The 17,550-nt window shown below is 57.9% G+C and carries 15 protein-coding genes; 7 read left to right on the top strand and 8 right to left on the bottom strand.

The features are described 5' to 3' along the window. Positions 1-10 precede the first annotated feature (10 nt). The 3 genes from PDMSB3_RS31630 to PDMSB3_RS31620 all read right to left on the bottom strand — a co-directional run bounded on the left by PDMSB3_RS31630 (position 11) and on the right by PDMSB3_RS31620 (position 2,499). Positions 11-943, bottom strand: coding sequence for an electron transfer flavoprotein subunit alpha/FixB family protein (locus tag PDMSB3_RS31630; protein WP_165188949.1), 933 nt, complete (start codon positions 941-943; stop codon positions 11-13). Beyond that, positions 943-1,692: an electron transfer flavoprotein subunit beta/FixA family protein gene (locus PDMSB3_RS31625; RefSeq protein ID WP_165188947.1), complete on the bottom strand. Its 750-nt coding sequence runs from the start codon at positions 1,690-1,692 to the stop codon at positions 943-945. The genes PDMSB3_RS31630 and PDMSB3_RS31625 overlap by 1 nt, the downstream gene beginning before the upstream one ends. Before the next feature lie 147 nt (positions 1,693-1,839). Then, a complete protein-coding gene (locus tag PDMSB3_RS31620) occupies positions 1,840-2,499 on the bottom strand; it encodes a TetR/AcrR family transcriptional regulator (protein WP_165188945.1) in 660 nt (219 codons plus the stop codon). 569 nt (positions 2,500-3,068) lie between these two features. On the opposite strand from PDMSB3_RS31620, the gene PDMSB3_RS31615 reads away from it, so the two are divergent. From PDMSB3_RS31615 to PDMSB3_RS31585, 7 genes are all read left to right on the top strand, one after another. Further along, positions 3,069-3,305: a hypothetical protein gene (locus PDMSB3_RS31615; protein ID WP_165187527.1), complete on the top strand. Its 237-nt coding sequence runs from the start codon at positions 3,069-3,071 to the stop codon at positions 3,303-3,305. A 116-nt stretch (positions 3,306-3,421) separates the two neighbouring features. Continuing rightward, positions 3,422-4,345 (top strand): helix-turn-helix domain-containing protein, encoded by a 924-nt coding sequence (locus tag PDMSB3_RS31610; RefSeq protein WP_165188943.1) that lies wholly within the window; start codon positions 3,422-3,424, stop codon positions 4,343-4,345. Between the two features lie 640 nt (positions 4,346-4,985). Next, entirely contained in the window at positions 4,986-6,203 is a 1,218-nt protein-coding gene (locus PDMSB3_RS31605; RefSeq protein WP_232064371.1) for a porin, read from the top strand. Positions 6,204-6,336: 133 nt separating this feature from the next. Further along, positions 6,337-7,584 carry a cytochrome P450 gene (locus tag PDMSB3_RS31600; protein WP_165188941.1) on the top strand — a complete coding sequence of 416 codons (1,248 nt, stop codon included), beginning with the start codon at positions 6,337-6,339 and terminating at the stop codon, positions 7,582-7,584. 345 nt (positions 7,585-7,929) lie between these two features. Continuing rightward, positions 7,930-8,688, top strand: a complete 759-nt coding sequence (locus PDMSB3_RS31595; protein WP_165188939.1) for a glucose 1-dehydrogenase — start codon at positions 7,930-7,932, stop codon at positions 8,686-8,688. 525 nt (positions 8,689-9,213) lie between these two features. Then, positions 9,214-9,543, top strand: a complete 330-nt coding sequence (locus tag PDMSB3_RS38490) for a DUF4148 domain-containing protein (protein ID WP_407670620.1) — start codon at positions 9,214-9,216, stop codon at positions 9,541-9,543. A gap of 120 nt (positions 9,544-9,663) precedes the next feature. Continuing rightward, complete coding sequence (locus tag PDMSB3_RS31585) at positions 9,664-10,458, top strand: FadR/GntR family transcriptional regulator (protein WP_165188935.1); 795 nt, start codon at positions 9,664-9,666, stop codon at positions 10,456-10,458. Between the two features lie 133 nt (positions 10,459-10,591). Here PDMSB3_RS31585 and PDMSB3_RS31580 read toward each other — a convergent pair whose 3' ends face one another. From PDMSB3_RS31580 to PDMSB3_RS31560, 5 genes are all read right to left on the bottom strand, one after another. Further along, positions 10,592-11,551, bottom strand: a complete 960-nt coding sequence (locus tag PDMSB3_RS31580; RefSeq protein WP_165188933.1) for a LysR family transcriptional regulator — start codon at positions 11,549-11,551, stop codon at positions 10,592-10,594. A gap of 73 nt (positions 11,552-11,624) precedes the next feature. After that, entirely contained in the window at positions 11,625-13,112 is a 1,488-nt protein-coding gene (locus PDMSB3_RS31575; RefSeq protein WP_165188931.1) for a M81 family metallopeptidase, read from the bottom strand. Positions 13,113-13,166: 54 nt separating this feature from the next. Continuing rightward, complete coding sequence (locus tag PDMSB3_RS31570; RefSeq protein WP_407670658.1) at positions 13,167-14,588, bottom strand: M20 family metallopeptidase; 1,422 nt, start codon at positions 14,586-14,588, stop codon at positions 13,167-13,169. Positions 14,589-14,652: 64 nt separating this feature from the next. Beyond that, positions 14,653-15,867: a porin gene (locus PDMSB3_RS31565; RefSeq protein ID WP_165188927.1), complete on the bottom strand. Its 1,215-nt coding sequence runs from the start codon at positions 15,865-15,867 to the stop codon at positions 14,653-14,655. Between the two features lie 148 nt (positions 15,868-16,015). Continuing rightward, positions 16,016-17,320, bottom strand: coding sequence for an MFS transporter (locus PDMSB3_RS31560; RefSeq protein ID WP_165188926.1), 1,305 nt, complete (start codon positions 17,318-17,320; stop codon positions 16,016-16,018). Positions 17,321-17,550: the final 230 nt, after the last annotated feature.

Genomic DNA, 17,550 nt, shown 5'->3' with positions numbered 1-17,550 from the left:
AGAGCTTTGCCTAAATGGCACTTTCCAGCTCCGGCAAGACCTCGAACAGATCCGCCACAAGACCGTAATCCGCCGTTTGAAAAATCGGGGCGTCCGCATCCTTATTGATTGCCACGATAACTTTGGAATCCTTCATGCCGGCCAAATGCTGAATCGCACCGGAAATGCCAACGGCAATGTAAAGCTGCGGCGCAACAATTTTTCCGGTCTGGCCTACCTGCATATCGTTCGGTGCGAATCCCGCATCGACCGCCGCACGCGAGGCGCCGACCGCTGCGCCGAGCTTGTCCGCCAGGGTATAAAGCAAGTCGAAGTTCTGAGCGGTCTGCATGCCGCGACCACCGGAAATGACAATTTTCGCGGCGGTAAGATCAGGGCGATCCGTCTTGGCAAGCAGTTCGTCGATAAAGACGGATTTACCGGAATCGCCTGAACCGGGGGCGACATGTTCGATAGCGGCCGTTGCGCCTCCGAGGTTCGCCGGCTCGAACGCAGTGCTGCGCACAGTGAGCAATGTCACCGCGGCAGTGGACTGTACGGTTGCAATGGCGTTGCCTGCGTAGATAGGGCGCTTGAACGTATCCGCACTGACCACTTCGATAATTTCCGAGATCTGCTCGGTGCCAACCAGCGCGGCGATGCGGGGTAAAAGGTTCTTGCCGTGGCTTGTTGCGGCAGCCAGTACGTGCGTATACGCTGCCCCGATCTCAGCGACCAGAGGCGCGACGTTTTCAGGCAACTGGTGCGCGTACGCGGCATCGTCGGCAACCAGAACTTTGGTGACGCCTTCAATCCTCGCGGCCGTTTCGGCTACTGTGCGAATGTCATGGCCCGCAACGAGCACCACAATTTCGCCGCCGATTTTCTGCGCGGCAGCGACGGCGTTCAGCGTTGCTGCGCCAAAAGTGTTGTTGCCGTGTTCTGCAATAACAAGGATAGCCATTAGATCACTCTCGCTTCGTGCTTCAGCTTGCCGACCAGTTCGGCGACAGACGCGACCGTGACACCCGCGCTGCGAAGCGCCGGCGCTTCCACTCTGATCGTCTTTACGGTTGAGGCGGTTGCGACGCCAAGCGAGTCCGCGCTCACTACGTCGAGTGGTTTCTTTTTTGCTTTCATGATGCTCGGCAAAGTCGTGTAGCGAGGCTCGTTCAGTCGCAGATCCGTCGTGACGATTGCCGGCAGGCTGAGTGCAACGGTTTGCAGGCCACTGTCGATCTCGCGGGTGACTGTCAGCTTGTCGCCGTTGACTTCGACCCTGGAGGCGAACGTTCCCTGGGCATAGCCGGTCAGTGCGGCCAGCATTTGGCCGGTCTGATTGTTATCGCTGTCGATGGCCTGCTTGCCAAGGATCGTAATCAGCGGTTGCTCTTTATCGACAACGGCCTTGAGCAGCCTCGCGACCGCCAGCGAACTGAGCGTTTCATCGCTTTCAATCAGAATGGCGCGATCGGCGCCGAGCGCCAGTGCCGTGCGCAGTTGTTCCTGGGCGAGACGCGGTCCGATGGAGACCACCACAACCTCCGTCGCGATACCTTTTTCCTTGAGTCGAACGGCCTCTTCAACCGCGATCTCGCAGAAGGGGTTCAGGGACATCTTGACGTTCGCGAGATCGACGCCACTGTTGTCCGCCTTGACGCGCACCTTGACGTTATAGTCGACTACCCGCTTGACGGCGACCAGGACTCTCATGCCATTAGCCTCATCTGTCTACTCCATGATCAACTTGGGATATAGCCGAAGTTGACCACTTATTGTCGAGGCGCGCCAATAGCTTTATATGTTCAAACGATCGAATAAACGTATAGAAGAGCCTTTGAAAATTATCGGCTGCGAAGCCTACTGAGGCGCGACGCTCATCGCTTTCCACACGACTTTCGTCGCCGTGCGGAAGGCCGCGGCGTCGAAACCGGTGGAACCCGAACGGCGCAGAAAGACGATCAGGCCTTCCCAGTGTGAGTACAGAAGCGCGCCGCGCAGACGGCATTCTTCAGCCGGTAACGCAATGTTGATCTGGCTCACCAGTCCACTGAACAAGGCCTGGAATTCTTTGCTCACCTTGACCATCAGTTCACGCACGGCAGGCTGATGCTCGGCGAGGCACCAGCATTCGAACGCGAACGGGCTTACGACATTGTCACTGGCGGTCAATGCGTCGAAGACATCGTCGAGAATCGCCTCGAGGCGCGCCCATGGAGATAGCGCCGTATTGGCGGATAGCGAACGGTACTGTTCCAGATATCGCCGGGCGACCTCTTCGATAGTTGCCAGCAGCAGAGTGTCCCGACTTCCGAAGTAGTGCTGCAGGGTGCCGAGACGAATCTGCGCTTCTGCCGCGACGCGTCGCTGCGTGAAGCCAATGTTGCCTTCGGATGCGAAGACCCGGATCGACGCTTCGATAATTTCAGGGATGCGCGTTGTCCGGTTGCCGCGCTGCCGCAGCGGCGAGCGCCCATCTTGTCCGCCGAGGTCTGCGGAACTGAGGGAAATGTCTTTCATCTGTGACACTCAGTGGGTTGCGCTCGAGAGCCGCGTGGCGTCCGTGCCGCCGCCAGCATCGGCGCGCTCGGGAAATCGGCCGTGGCCGACCGATCGTCGGTTGTAGGTCAAGTGTATAACATCGTTTGGTTTGACAAATTCGATTTCGTCGGGCGTCGCGCAAAAAACAGGGTAAACCACGTGCCTGCTATCCTTGATAATGGGTCAAGTGACCACTAGTATTTAGTCAATGGACCAAATACCAATTGATTTGCACGTAGATATCTAGGTCCTGATCGTTGCAAACGAGCGATGCGGAGTTCAGCATGAACAGCGGCAGCACATCCCTGCGTGGGATAGTCGAGAAGTGGCTTCAACCTACCGCGGCAACCCCCGCGCGGGTGGTCCGCATGAAATGCGACCGGACAAGCGCCGCACGTTGCGTGCGGGTCGAGGTTCGGCGTTCCTCAGACCTGTACTCCGTCTTGTTTTTCCGCCACCGCGACGGATCGTGGTGCGTATTTCCTCCTCACGCGGACAGTCCGGCCATGGCCGCGCATCGGTTCGCAAGTTGAACGGAAGGACCTGTCATGGACGTCATTGAATTGGCTCGGGCATCGGGTCTGCAGGTAATTCTCGACGGACGTATCGGCCGCGAAGAATATCAGAGCGTGTGCGGATCGGTAGATTCACTGCGTCGATTTGCGGATGCCATCAGTTTATCCATCGAAGCGCCAGCGACGGCCGCTTCGTCACGAGGCGGCGATGGTTTGATTGCGCCGCGCGCCCTGTCGGGTGAATTGCATGCAGCTCGCTCAAGCGACTAAGCTGGCTTGCTCTGAAAAGCGTTTGAACCTTTGCTTCGCGACTCCATGGATTCGCTACTGGAGCGCTGAAAGATGACCATAGTAAGACCTCTCCAAGAACTTATGGATCGTCTCAATTGGACCTGTTGACCGATATCGTCAGACTGATGCGCCCCCAGTCGGTCCTATGGCGAAGCGTTGAAGAGCATGGACGCTGGGGGATGAGCGTTCCCCGTCGCAACGAGCCGGTTTTTTGCCTCGTTGTTGCGGGCAACTGCTGCTTCACGCCGCCCAAAGGTCCCCCCTTGATGATGCGGCAGGGCGATTATGTGATGCTCAACGCGACATCACGCTATTTCGTCGGCAGCGGATTAGATGTGATGCCGACCCTGGTCTCACTCGCGCTCGATGCCGGGCAGCATGACTATGTCCGATGGAACGACGGGAAAGGTGGCGAGGAAGTCCGGCTCGTCGGTGGGTATTTCCAGGTCGAACCTGAACACACGCAACTCCTCTCGAGTTTATTACCTGATCTCCTCTACATCCGGTCCTCCGACGAAGAGGCGGGGCGGTTGAGCCGCATCGTTGAATTGATCGGCGAGGAGTCGCTATGCCAGTTGGCCGGCCGTGAACTCGTCATGGGCCGACTGGTGGAGATCATGCTGGTCGAGGTGCTGCGCCGTCCGTTGCTGCAAATCGAAGGACAAAGGACAGGGTGGCTTAGCGGCATGGCTGACCCGCAGATCGCGATGTCGCTGCAAAAGATGCACGGAGATGTGGCGAATCATTGGACCGTGGAGACGCTTGCGAAAACGGTCGGCATGTCACGAGCGGTCTTTGCACGACGCTTTGCCGAGTGCGTGGGTTTGGCGCCGGCCACGTACCTTTCAAACTGGCGCATCGCGCTTGCCAAAGATGCGCTGCTTAATAGTGAACGCTCGGTCAACGATATTGGCCTCTCTGTCGGCTACCTGTCCGACAGTGCATTCAGTACCGCGTTCAGCCGGATGGTCGGCTGCCCGCCGGCGTCGTTTCGCCGGGCAGCGCGGAAGGGCTCCTGATTCAGCTATTGAGCGATCTGCTCGATCTATCGTTTTTTAGTATTGTCCCTTCTTCCAGACTCGCCTTATCTTTTGCACATCACATGGTCTTGCGGCCCTTCCGATCCACAAGCTGAAGGCGGGTCCAAGGCGCTGTTTCAACACATATGCAAGAGAGCGCGATATGCGGAAGGGTTTCAATTCTTTGAGCGGCGCGATTGACGGCTACATGGCGAGTCTCCGCGAAGCGAACAAGCTAACGGAGGTAGGAGCCACTACGCTTGGCTGCAGCCCGCATCTGATCTCCGCTGTGCGCGCTAGAAGCGCGACCCCGACCAAAGACCTCACCATTCGCAAACACTCATCTAGCGCCGCACTGTGGATTGGAGAACCGAGAACACCACGTATTAGCCGCTTCCCAGGACGCGATTTTCTCGGCTCTTTTGGAACATATAACCGGGCAGGAAGCTGGATCTGATGCATGAACAGCGTATCGCGTAAGGAAAGGTGTAGCCGACGGTCATTCATGGTGTCGACATGGTCAGGATGACTACCTGACGAAGACGGCGTCGCAACGAACATCCGGCTGCCGCAGCAATAAGAAGAAATAGATAGAGCCTCAGAGCTTTGCAGGATTATCAGGTTAAACAAGGAGACAGCAATGAACTACCCGAGGTTGATGTTGGCGTCAGCAGCTTTAATGATTACCCAGGCCGCTTTTGCGCAAAGCAGCGTCACCCTTTATGGCGTGATCGACTATGGGCTGAACTTCGTCAACAATGCACAGACTATCGTCAATGGCGCCCGGACGGGGAGGCATCAATATGCGATGAGCAGCAGCATCATGCAGGGCAATCGCTGGGGGCTGCGGGGGGCCGAGGACCTTGGTGGTGGCTATAAGGCCATCTTCGTGCTGGAAAGTGGGTTTGACGTCGGGACCGGCAATTTCCAGCAAGGTGGCGACCTGTTCGGGCGGCAGGCGTATGTCGGAATCTCCAGTCCGTACGGAACGATAACGCTCGGGCGTCAGTACGATTCGGTTGTTGACTTTATCGGTCCGGTCACCGGGGCGGTCGGCAACGGAACGTATTCGTTGCATGGCAACGACATCAACAACTTCGGGAATACCTACCGTGTCAACAACGCGGTCAAGTTCACATCTAATACCTACGGTGGTTTGAGGTTCGGCGGACTTTACAGCCTGGGGGGCGTGGCCGGCTCGTTCGGAACCAACAGCATCTTTTCCTTCGGCGGCTCTTACGGCTTCGGAGGACTTACCGTCGCCGCAGCATTCCTTAAAGCGCGGGATCCCAATCGGTCATTTTGGGGAAATAACGTCAATAGCTCGTCAACCGCGAGCAACCTGGGCTCGATATCCGGTGTTCAGGTCAACCCTGTCTACGGCGGATTCGCCTCAGCGTCGAGTTACCAGGTCGCGGGTGCTGCCGTTCAGTATACGTTTGCGGGCGCCGTCATCGGCGCAAACTATTCCCATATCAGTTTCCGCGATCTCAATGATCCGGCTTCAGGCAACCTCGCGCTGACGAATCCACGCGGATATACCGGCAATGCCTCGTTTAACAGCTACGCCGCGTTTGTACGTTACGCACTGACACCATTTCTCTGGGTCAACGGCTCATACGATTATCTAACCGGCGGCGCCATCCAGGGAAAAGAGGGCGCGAAATATCACCTTTTCAATGCGGCACTCGACTACTTCCTGTCCAAGCGAACGGATGTGTATTTCATGGCGGACTATCAGATTGCTTCGGGAACCGATTCGACAGGGCAGCCTGCGGTCGCCTCTTATTTGACGATTACGCCTTCGAGCAACGCCCATCAGGTGGTGCTGCGTGTCGGAATGAGGCATCTCTTCTAGTTCGAAGTACCGGCGGTATTCGTATCAGAAGTGGTCGATCGAATCGACCAGAAAACCGCTACTAGATATCCCTACCTGCGAGCGATGTCGTGTAAGACGGGGTTTTCTCCCCGTTCAATTCAACGAGAGAGTAATGAACATGTCTACTCAAGACGCAGAAATCAAGTGCCCATTCGCGCAGGAAACGTTCCCCTGGGCTCGGGAGGCGGACGCCCCATTGAATCCTCCCTCGCAATACGCCATGCTTCGCGCAGAAGGACCAATGGCGAAAGTTCGGCTTTGGGATGGTAGTACTGCGTGGATCGTGACCGACATGGAACATTTCCGTGAGGTGCTGACCAACGCTAACTTCAGCGCTTCGCCTTTGGTTCCGGGTTTTCCGTTCGTTGCGCCGGCACGAGCCGCGCAGTCGAAGTCTTACCAGACCTTCATCACGATGGACCCTCCTGAGCATGGCCACTATCGCCGCATGCTCACCAAGGAATTCATGGCGAAGCGCATGCAGGACCTGCGGCCCCTGGTGCAGCAATCGCTGGATAAGCTACTCGATGAGATGGAAAGGAAAGGCGGGCCCGCCGATTTCATCAAAGACGTCGCATTGCCACTTCCGTCCCTCGTGATCTCGATCATGCTCGGCGTGCCCTATGAGGATCACGCAAAGCTGCAGAAGTGGAGCGCCGACCGCATGGACCTGTCGATCGATCCGGAGGCCCTGACGCAATCGGCGAAGGAGATGAAGAACTATATCGATCAACTGCTGCGCCTGAAGGAGCAGAATCCGGGCGACGATAGCGATTTGTTGACGCGATTGGCAGTCGAGTGGGTCAACCCGGGAAAACTGCCTCATTCCGAAGCGGTTCAGATGGCGACATTGCTATATCTAGCGGGGCATGAGACGACTGCCAACCAGATCGGTCTTGGACTTCTGAGTCTGTTCGAACATCCTGAGCAGAAAGCGGCCTTGATGGCGGAGCCGTCTTTGGTTCGCGGTGCCGTCGAAGAAATGCTTCGCTTTCATTCGATCACGCACATGAACTCCAACCGGGTTGCGACTGCCGATGTCATGATCGGCGGTCAACTGATCCGCAAAGGAGAAGGTGTGCTGGCGCTGCTCCACGCAGCGAACCACGATCCGGCAGCTTTCCCGAATCCGGAGCGCTTCGATATTCAGCGTGACAATAATGGTCATTCTCACGTGGCGTTTTCATTCGGAATCCATCAGTGTTTGGGTCAGCCGCTTGCGAGGCTTGAACTTCAGGTCGTATTCGAAACGCTATTCAAGCGATTTCCCAACTTGCGACTGGCGGTCGAGTCGGACTCGCTGCCGTTCAAGTCTCAAGCGTTTGTTTACGGCCTTAGGGAACTGCCGGTTATCTGGTGAGAGGGTGATCGCAGCGGTACTACTTCAACTTTTCTGCGTCTGTCTCACGCCGCTGGACGAATAGTCCAGACCTGGAGATTTGGCGTGCGGCTAAGCGTTTGCGGACGGGATCGTCATGAACTGGAAACTTGTCACCGTGATTCGCTTGCGGGAAAGCGTCGGCATTTTCTTGACCTTGCTCGCGGACCGGGCCAGCGCGGCATAGCAGCGCCGCGTAACGCATGGCCGCTGTCAATGCAGCTGGATGATAAATGGCTCGGCCGATAAGGCGATAGAGACATGCTTCGCCCAACCGGCTAGTCACCAGGTATGCCAATTACCCCAATCCTTTGAAGGGCGAATTACATGAGCAAAATAGTCGATAAGAAAGTCGCACTCCTCACGGGGGGCGCATCGGGAATTGGACGGGCTACAGCGATTGCTTTCGCGAAACGTGGAGCGGCGGTGGTCATCGCAGATGCGGATGCAAAAAACGGTGAGGCGGTCGCCGTAGACTTGAGGGAGAGGTTCGGCGCGCACGCCCTGTTTATTCATGTGAATGTCACCGATCCCGCGTCGGTTCAGAACATGGTTCAGACCACGGTCAACCAGTTTGGCGGACTGGATTACGCATTCAACAACGCTGGCGTTCCCGACGGTTCGACAAGCTTGCGAGTCTCCACGCAAGGGAACTGGGATCGTGTTATGTCCGTCAATCTGGAAGGCGTTTGGCATTGCATGAAAGCAGAACTCGATCACATGCTGGCGGCGGAAAAGGGCGCCATCGTCAATAACGCATCGCGCTCTGGCTTGGTGGGTGTGCCGGGAGATGCGATCTACGGAGCCGCTAAGCATGGTGTGATCGGCCTCACAAAGGCAGCAGCGGTCGAGTTCGCATCGAAAGGCATCAGAGTGAATGCGGTGTGCCCGGGTCTCGTCGATACGGCTTTGACGCGAGCGAAATTTGGCGACGATCTCATCCCACGCTCCCGACTGGCAAATCCGCTTGGCCGGATGGCGCAGGCGGAAGAGATTGCGGAGGCCGTGGTCTGGTTGTGTTCGGACGCGGCGTCCTTTGTGGTTGGCGTAGCGCTGCCGGTGGATGGCGGGGCCACAGCACGGTGAATCTGCGCCGCGTTCTCTGCCGATAGTTTCGAGTCGAACAATGCCGCAACGAAACGCCGGGTCTCTGTCATTCACATAGATGAGGTCTACGACGGGTCGCTTTGACCGTGGCATGAATTGCCTTGCGTTAATCATTGAGGCGGGCCGCCTTATCAGACTGCGCTGATAACGCCACGCGGCGAACCGCTAACTCCTATCTTCGCGCAGCCCCTCCTCCAACCGGGGCGCTCTCGAGCCTCTCCGGTCTCCTTGCATCTTCTCTCGCTGCGCAAGTACCACCACAGTGGACCCTTGCGGGTTGTCGGTCGCGATGCGGTGAGGCCGCACCCAAAATTGTTTCGCGCTTCGTCCAGAGACCTATATTAAAGACGCGCGGATGCCAATTCTGCCGGCGCAACGTCCAATGTCGGCGTTCTTCCATTGGCGTCGGGTCCGCTTTGTTACGCGAATTGAAAAAGAGCTTGTTTAAAAATACGCTTAATCGCGGTCGGTCGGCTCGTTAAACTTGGCTGAAAGGTAGGTCCAATGAAGCCAAATTGCATAAGGAGTTGCACTATGAGATCAGCACTACATTCGGCTGTGGCAGGCATCGTTCTGCTTGCTCCGATCTTTGCGTTAGCGCAGCAGCAGGGTGGGGAACTGCAGCGCGCCCAGGTTCGTGATGAGCTTGTCTCGCTTGAGCATGCTGGCTATGCGCCCGGATATCCCGCGAGCCTGCCGGCCGCGCAGGACCGCCTTTCTTTTGGGAGCGGGACAGATATGACACAGACACGCGTGCCCGCAGTGCAGGGTTCACGTCAAGCCGGCCGGGCGACGAGTGTGAGTTCGCCGCAGTCGTTGTACTTCGGTCTCTAAGCGCTCGCACATCAAGGCGAAAATCGTCGCGAACACTCTCGCTGAATCGAACATGCAAAGCCGATTGCTTCCGGTGATCGTAGCGATTTCCGTCCGCTGGTTTTCCGTCTTTGAGACAACATGAAAGATCCAACTGCAACAGATTCCGAAGCCACGATCCGCTCCCCATCTCACGCGTGCTTCGTACCGGACGTTACCCAGAGCGGATTTTCCGTTCGCCACTTACAGCCTGCACGGGTCGGCGACAAGATTCTCGATCATATTCGTCTCAGGTTGAGTACGGGAGACCTTGCTCCGGGCGACAAACTGCCGAGTGAGCGAGACCTGGCTGAGCAGTTAGGCGTTAGCAGGAATGCAGTGAGGGAATCGTTGCGCGTACTGGAGGCAGGCGGTGTGCTGACAATCAGGAAAGGTCATACCGGTGGCGCTTTCGTGAGCAATGGCAATGTAGGTGCGAGCGTATCCACATTGGGCGATGTTCTGCGGTTGCGTGGCGGCCAGGTGAGAGAGATATCGGAAGTCCGCCTTTGGATGTCGGGGGTCGTAGCTCGCGCGGCATGTGAACGCCGCACCTCGTTCGATCTCGAGAAGTTGAATCAGAATCTCGAACTTGTTCAGCAAACGATGGAGGCCGGCGATCTGAACGGTAGCCTCGCCGCTGCGGCGGAGTTTCACGTTCTCCTCGCAGCCTGTAGCCAAAATTCCCTGCTTGTGTTGATGATGGAAACCATCATGGGCATCACGTCGCAATTCGCATGTGACTTTGGAATTGACGCCAGCGAGTTTGCGCTTGACGAGCGGAGAGCCATTGTGAAAGCAATCGAGGCACGGAAAGTACCGGAGGCAATCACTGCCATGATGGCTCATCTCGACAATGTTCATTCCCGCTATAGGAGCGCAGTTGGCCAGACGTGATAGGTGGCCACTTCTCGGACCCTGTGCTGCCTTGGACGAGAGCTGTACGGCGAACCAGTGCGGACGGCCCCCGTCCTTCTTTGCTCCGATTTCACTATGGGTGTAGCGGAAGAAGGTGCATCCAGTCTCGCAACTAGCGAGCGCCAGATCGGCTGTCGTTATAGGGTATGCCAGCAGGTAGGCGGCCTGTATCGCGGCCATCGAGCTTTGCGCGCAAGCGCCGGATGAAATCCTCAGCCGTCGCGGTCAGCAGTTCCTCGCTGGAATAGGCGAGATACATGCCCACCTTAGGCGCGGGCTCGGTGAGGTTCAGCAGTTTGAGCAAGCCCTTGTGCGCACGCTGCGATAGCAGTGGCGTTGCCAGCGACGTGAATACTGCGACCGCCGGCATCTGCATCGACAGTTCCAGATACAGGTTCATTGACGAACATCGCGTGATGTGCTCCGGCAGCGGCATACCGCGCTCTCCGAACAGCGTTGCGACGAAGCTCGACTCGTCGGTCGGGGAATCCAGCAGCAGCCACGGCAGCGCGTGAATCTGCTCGACAGTTAAGGTCTCGCAGCCCTGGTATGACGCCGCAATCGTGAGCTGCACATCGAGCTCGTACAGCCTGGTCCATGCGAATGCTGCGTTCTTCGGCTCGCCGTATTGCGTGAAAATCGCGACATCGATGGTGCCGTTTCGCAGTCCGTCCGCAATGTTCTCGCCGCGCCATTCAATCACATCCAGCTTGACGCCTGGGCGTGCGGCCGTCAGTTCGATCAGGGAGTCGGCTAGCGCACGGGTAGCTGCTGGCGGCGTGACGGCGAGTGTCAGCCGGCCGCCAAGTTCTCCGCGGGCGGTCTGCGCGTCTTCCATGATGCGGCCAATTTCCCGTTGTACGACAAAGACGCGTTTCAATACCTGGTGAGCGAATGGCGTCAGTGTTGCTCCATTTGCTGAGCGCGTCAGCAATTGCATGCCAAGTTCGACTTCCAACTCGCGAATCGAGCGGCTGATTGCCGGTTGCGTCAGGAACAGGCGCCGAGCGGCTTCATGAAGACTGCCGGCCTCGGCGACTGCACGCAGCGCATCGAGTTGTCTCAACTTCACGGTGTCCCCAGATCACATTGTCAGGGATCCATCATAGCGAGACAAAATACGATCGGTGCACCGACACGGCGGGTTAGTTCGCCATCATCGTCTTTCGTCCGAACAGAATGGCCGAAGGCATACCATGTTCCGCCCAAGGGTTCTGGGACCGCGGATAGTAATTCGTATCGCGTTTTGTGTAGGGAAGGGACGAGAAGTCGGAGGGCAACGCCCCGGGAGAATTCACATGCCAGAGTGCGTCCGATCCCGGGCGGAACCCTGTCTGGTAGTGATTGCTGGACTTGACGACAACGATGCGCTTGCTGTCGAGATCAATTCCCAATCCTGTCAGCGAATCGCGTTCGATCAACTGCGTACGGATGGAACACACCGCAATGTCGATGCCGCCCGTGCGCAACCACACGGATAGTCCCATCGGAATTCGGCCTCCCCATGCTCCCCCGGTGTGATTCTCCACCACGCCCATGACTTCCACCTCCAGATCCACTGGATCCGACGAAGTGGGGCCGCATTTGCCGCCGAGCCTGATATTCAAGGTCGCGCCGACCCCCGCCGATGCGCAAACCTTCGCCACCAACGGGTCCCAGAACGCGCCGATCACGGCGTCGGTCACATTACGTTCGAGCATTGCCTTGAGGAAGAACGTACTGTCGCCCGATGCGCCGCAACCCGGGTTGTCGGCGAAGTCACCCAACACGATTTGGCCATTCATTGTGCTCGCCCGATCCAATGACTCCGGGATCGACGGATAGTTCGGACGCAGCGCGACCCTGGCTTCGTAGAGCCGCTCCGCAATTTTCGCGGCCACGCGGGCGGCGTCTGAGGCGTCATCGTTGGCATAGACCAGAACGCGCGTACCGACATCCTCCACGTCGGCCCACGGAAAGCCATGCCCAATGCTTGCAGACAGAATGGACGGGCTCTTTTCTGCTTGCGTCAGGCTAGCCACGATACCTCGCATGGGAGGATCGAAAGTAGGGTAGAAGCCGACGATCCGTGTATCCATGAGCGCTCCCGCCAACCTGATCTCTGCTCTGGAGACCTTCTGGCAGATGTCGTAGACTTCGTGCGCCCGATCCGCAAAATCAATATGCGGGTACTCCTTTGCAATGATGATGAGATCGGCCTTCTCGACCATTGTTTTGGTCAGATGGCAGTGCGGATCGATCACAACGCCGATAACCGCCTCGCCGGCTATCTCGCGAAGCCGCGTGAGGATGTCGCCCTCGCAGTCGTCGTAGCCTTGCGCGACCATAGCGCCGTGCAGCATAAGCAATAGCATGTCGACGGGTCCCGCGGATTCCAGATCGCCGAGGATCCTGTCTCGCAGTCGCTCATAAGCTGCCTTGATCGTACGCCCGGAGGGTTCGGCATAAGCCGTGATACTTTCAATCACCGTGTGTCCGTCGGCTTCTACTCTCTCGCGAAAGACTTTTGGAACGACTCCGAGCATCGAGTCTGAAGCGGACCCTTTCTCGTGGACAATGAAGTCTTCGTAGGATGTCGGAAACGGTGAAAAGGTATTTGTCTCTGTAACTAGTGCAGCGACGAAAACGCGCATGATTTTTATCCTGGAAGGTTGATCAATCGGGTGAGCTTCTTACAGGTGAAAAGATCACGCGCTGCGGCCTGGAATCGGCGGCTGCACGCCGTCCGGAATCGGGCACACGTACGGCTCGTCAGCCAGACGTTCCTTCAGTTCGGTGCGTGCCGCCGCGAGCAGCAGTGGATTCGTGTACAGCTCGAGTGCGGTGGCGGCCATCGTTTTCGCCGCCAGTGTCATACCCTTGTGCGCCAGCGCGCTTTTGCCTTGCGAGACCCACTGCCACGAATGCGGTGACGTACCGAAAGCAAAGCAAGCCGTCATGCATTGCACCGTCGGTGTAACCCAACTCACATCGCCGACATCCGTCGAGCCGTGCATCTTCGAGGGACGGTCGTTGTAAAGTTCATCGACGCCATCGAACAACGCTTTCGGCTGGCGCCACGCGGAGGCCAGCATCCGTCCCGCCATCTCAACCTCTTCGGGGCGGGTCGTACGATGCATTGACTCGGCGAATTGCAATTCCTCGCTGTCATACTGCGGCGCGCCGAACTGCTTGAGTTTCGCCTGCATCAGTTCATTTAGCGTAGTGTTGCGTAGCAGGTTGGAACACGCCGAGTGAACTTCGATCTCCAGTTCACAGTCGGTCATCAGCGCGGCACCACGCGCGATATTGCAGATCCTTTCGTACAGTTCGCTCGCGTCGCGATTGCGCGGTGCACGGATCATATAGAGCGCCGCCGCGTTCGGTTGCACTACGTTCGGCGCAACGCCACCGGCGTCGGTAATGGCGTAATGCACGCGCGCGTCCGGAATCATGTGTTCGCGCAGAAAGTTGGTGCCGATGTTCATCAGTTCGAGCGCGTCGAGCGCGCTGCGGCCGAGATGCGGCGATGCGCCTGCGTGCGCAGCGACACCCTTGAAGCGGAAGTAAGCCTGTTTGACCGCCAGACTCTCCAGATTCATGATCGTGTTCGCGACACCGGGGTGCCACGTGATGGCGGCTGACACATCGTCGAACAGGCCGGCGCGAGTCATGAAGGTTTTACCCCAGCCGCCTTCTTCGGCAGGACAACCGTAGAAGCGCACCGTGCCTTCAATGCCGCCGCGTTCCAGCGCATTCTTGACGGCGACCGCCGCCAGATGCGCGCTTGTGCCGAGCAGGTGGTGCCCACAGCCATGGCCGTTACCGTTCGAAATTTCAGTTGATGGGCAGCAACTGAGTGCGAGGCTCTCCTGACTCAGCCCGGACAGTGCATCGAACTCGCCAAGGATGCCGATCACCGGGCCGCCGGAGCCGGCTTCCGCGACGAACGCCGTCGGAATTCCCGCCACGCCTTCGCGGACGGTAAAACCCGCAGCTTTCAGAAATGCGATATGTGCGGCTGCAGATTTCTGTTCGGTGTAGCCCAACTCCGCGTATTGCCAGATTTCGTCCGACAGCTGGATGTACTTGTCTTTGCTGCTTTCGATAAAGTCTTGAACCAGTTCGATCGTCACGGATGTCTCCTTAATGAGGGGGAACAAAAGTGGTGGCGCGGCGACTCCGCGCACCAGGTCAGAATTGATGATTGATACCCAGCGTGACGCTCGATATCGTGCGCCCCGGCGCGGGCGTCGGCGATCCGCTGTCGTAGTTGTAAGTGACGCTGGAGTTCGGGCCGTTGCGCATGATGCCGACACGTCCGTACAGCGACGTTCGTTTCGACAGAAAGTGATCGATGCCGATAGTCGAGCCGTAGGCGTAATCCTGCGATTTCGACGTGTCGCGATACGCGACCGAGGCCCGCAGCAAATTGTTCCGCCACCACTTTTGCAGGCCGAGCAGATACGTGCTGGCGATGGCAGTGTCCGCTGCCTGCGGAACGTATCGGATATAGGCACCCTGTACGATGAATGGACCGACGTCGTAAAGGAGGGAGGCGAGATAGGTGTCCGTGCGTTTGGTCGGCGCGGTAGCCGCGTTGCCGACGCAACTGCCCGTGATCGACGGGTCACACCAGCTTTGCCCGAAAGCGACGGACAGCACGGCGCGTCTGTCGACGTAAGACACCATCGCGGAGCGTTGACTGACGGCTGGACCTATCGATTGATCTCCTTTGAGCGAGTAGCTCAGGTCGAAACCGAATGGCCCAAGACGCGGTGAGATATAGCGCAATGTATTGGGCAGGCGTCCCAGCGCGCTGCTGTTCGCACCGAGCCCCAGATCCGAGGTGCCGAGAAAGTACGTATAGACCGATTCATGCGCGACACCGAGGAACGGATCCGCACCGAGCGCCGCAGCGCCGCCGGACGTATATTGACGGCCCAATGTCAGTTGCCCGTACATGGGGTTCTGCATCCCGATATAGGAAGCGCGATTGAAAAGCGACGTCGTGTCCTGGACAGCGCCGGTGTTACCCATGAAGCCGTTTTCCAGCCGGAAGAACACGGTCCATCGATCGCCCAGATACTCCTGGCCATAAAAGCCGAACTTCGATGTCAATGCGCCACCCGATTGCAACCGCGTGATACTGTACGGACCATTTTTCGTATAGTTAACGCCCATATCGACAGTGCCGTAGAGCGTCACAAAGGTACGCTGCGAAGCCACTCCCAGCGTTTGCGGCCCCAGGCCCGATCCCCAGTACTGGAAGATCGACTGCATTTGCGAGCCAGTCGCGTAGGCGGCAGCCGCCGCGTCTGGCGGCGCGTTTGGCGACACCTCAGCGAAAGCTCCGGTATAGGCCAGCGTGCCAAGCGAAGCGAGTAGCGCGCCTAAGGTCTTTTTCATTGCATATCTCCACTTGCGTGTTTTGATAAATGCGCCGGTGCGGGGCGAGCCGCGCCCTCGCGTCTCTTTCGAGCACGAAATTCGATTCAGTTAGCGGATGAATTTGGAGACTTCCAACGGGTCAGCAGCGGGCCAGTCGTGCCGTTTGCTATGAAGCGCGCTTGCGCGGCTCAGGCAGGCTGGACATCGCACAAACCGTGACGACTCCACAGGCGATCATGTAGAGCGCCAGCGACATGGGATTACCCGTCTTTGCGAGAAGCCAGGTCACGATGAACTGCGCGGATCCGCCAAAGAGCGCGACACCAATGCTGTAGATGACGGAAAGTCCACTTGCCCGAACGCTGGCCGGAAACATTTCCATGAGCAACAACAACATGGGGGCGCTGCCAAAGCTGCTCACTGCGGTGACAAGTGCGATCATGACAAGGGCCAGTGGGACACTGGGATACGTGTTCATGGCCCAGATAGCCGGATAGATGAGCAGCGTAGTCAGCACGACGGATGCAAGCGCAATAGGTTTGCGCGATACGCTCCGATCGGCGATCAGGCCTGACACTATGCACATGAATGTCATCATCGCACCGGACACGCAGCCCGCCATCAGGGAAAGGGAGGTGGGCAGGTGCAGCACGCGCACCAGGTAGGTCGGCATAAAGAAAACGATGAGATACATGCCAACTGTTCCGGCGACGATAGACAGTACGCCGCGCAGGATCTTGCTGCGATGCTCGGTGAACACGGTCGCGAGCGGATGGGCCTCCGTGGCCTCGCTGTCCAGCGTTTCGTCGAGATGAGCGCGGATATAAAGCCCGACGGGCGCGATCAGCAATCCAAGCAGAAACGGCAGGCGCCAGCCCCAGGATTCGAGCGCTGACTGTGACAGGCTCGCGTACAGCACGGTGCCGCTCAACGCGCCCAGCAGGGCGGCAAACCCCTGGCTCGCTCCCTGCCAGCCGATCCGGAAACCCCGGCTGCCGAAACTGCCGGACTCCATCAACATCGAGGTCGATGCGCCGATTTCGCCTCCCAGCGAGAAGCCCTGCAATACGCGGCCAAGTACGATGGCCAGTGTGCCCAGCGTTCCGGCCGTCGCGTAGGTCGGCGCAAAGGCGATGCACAACGTACCGCACACCATCAGTGTGATCGTTAGCGTCATCGCTGCCTTGCGGCCGCGCCGGTCTGCAAAGCTGCCGATCACCATCGCTCCGAGCGGTCGCATTACGAAGCCGATACCGAACGTGCCGACCGCCAGCAGCAGGGAGGTGTACGCGTTATTGACAGGGAAGAAGAGCTTGCCTATCAGCATGGCGAAGAAGCTGTAGACCGTGAAGTCGTACATTTCAAGCGCGTTTCCGATTGAACATGCTGCGATTGTGCGTAGCTGGGAGTTTGGCGTACTACGGCGAACGTCGAGGGACGTATCGGCTGATTGCAGGGTGACATTGCTCATCGAAATTCCGGGAGAAGGCGACGGTTTGATGGCAAGCACAGGAGCGATTCTCAAAAGAGAGGAACCGGCATTGGCTTGAGTTGAAGCCAGTATTTCCGGGACAAAAAGCCACGGCTATTCACATTTTTTTGGGCCAATAACTTTTGGTATGCAGGGCGGAGTTGCTGTTCTCCGGCCGACCTCTTGAGCCGGACACAGATGTTCGATGCTTGTCGCGCCAAAACCGTTAT

Origin of the sequence: Paraburkholderia dioscoreae (assembly GCF_902459535.1) — a bacterium.
Lineage (GTDB): Bacteria > Pseudomonadota > Gammaproteobacteria > Burkholderiales > Burkholderiaceae > Paraburkholderia > Paraburkholderia dioscoreae.
The sequence above is the reverse complement of the archived record's forward strand: the minus strand, read 5'-3'. Positions and strand labels throughout refer to the sequence as shown.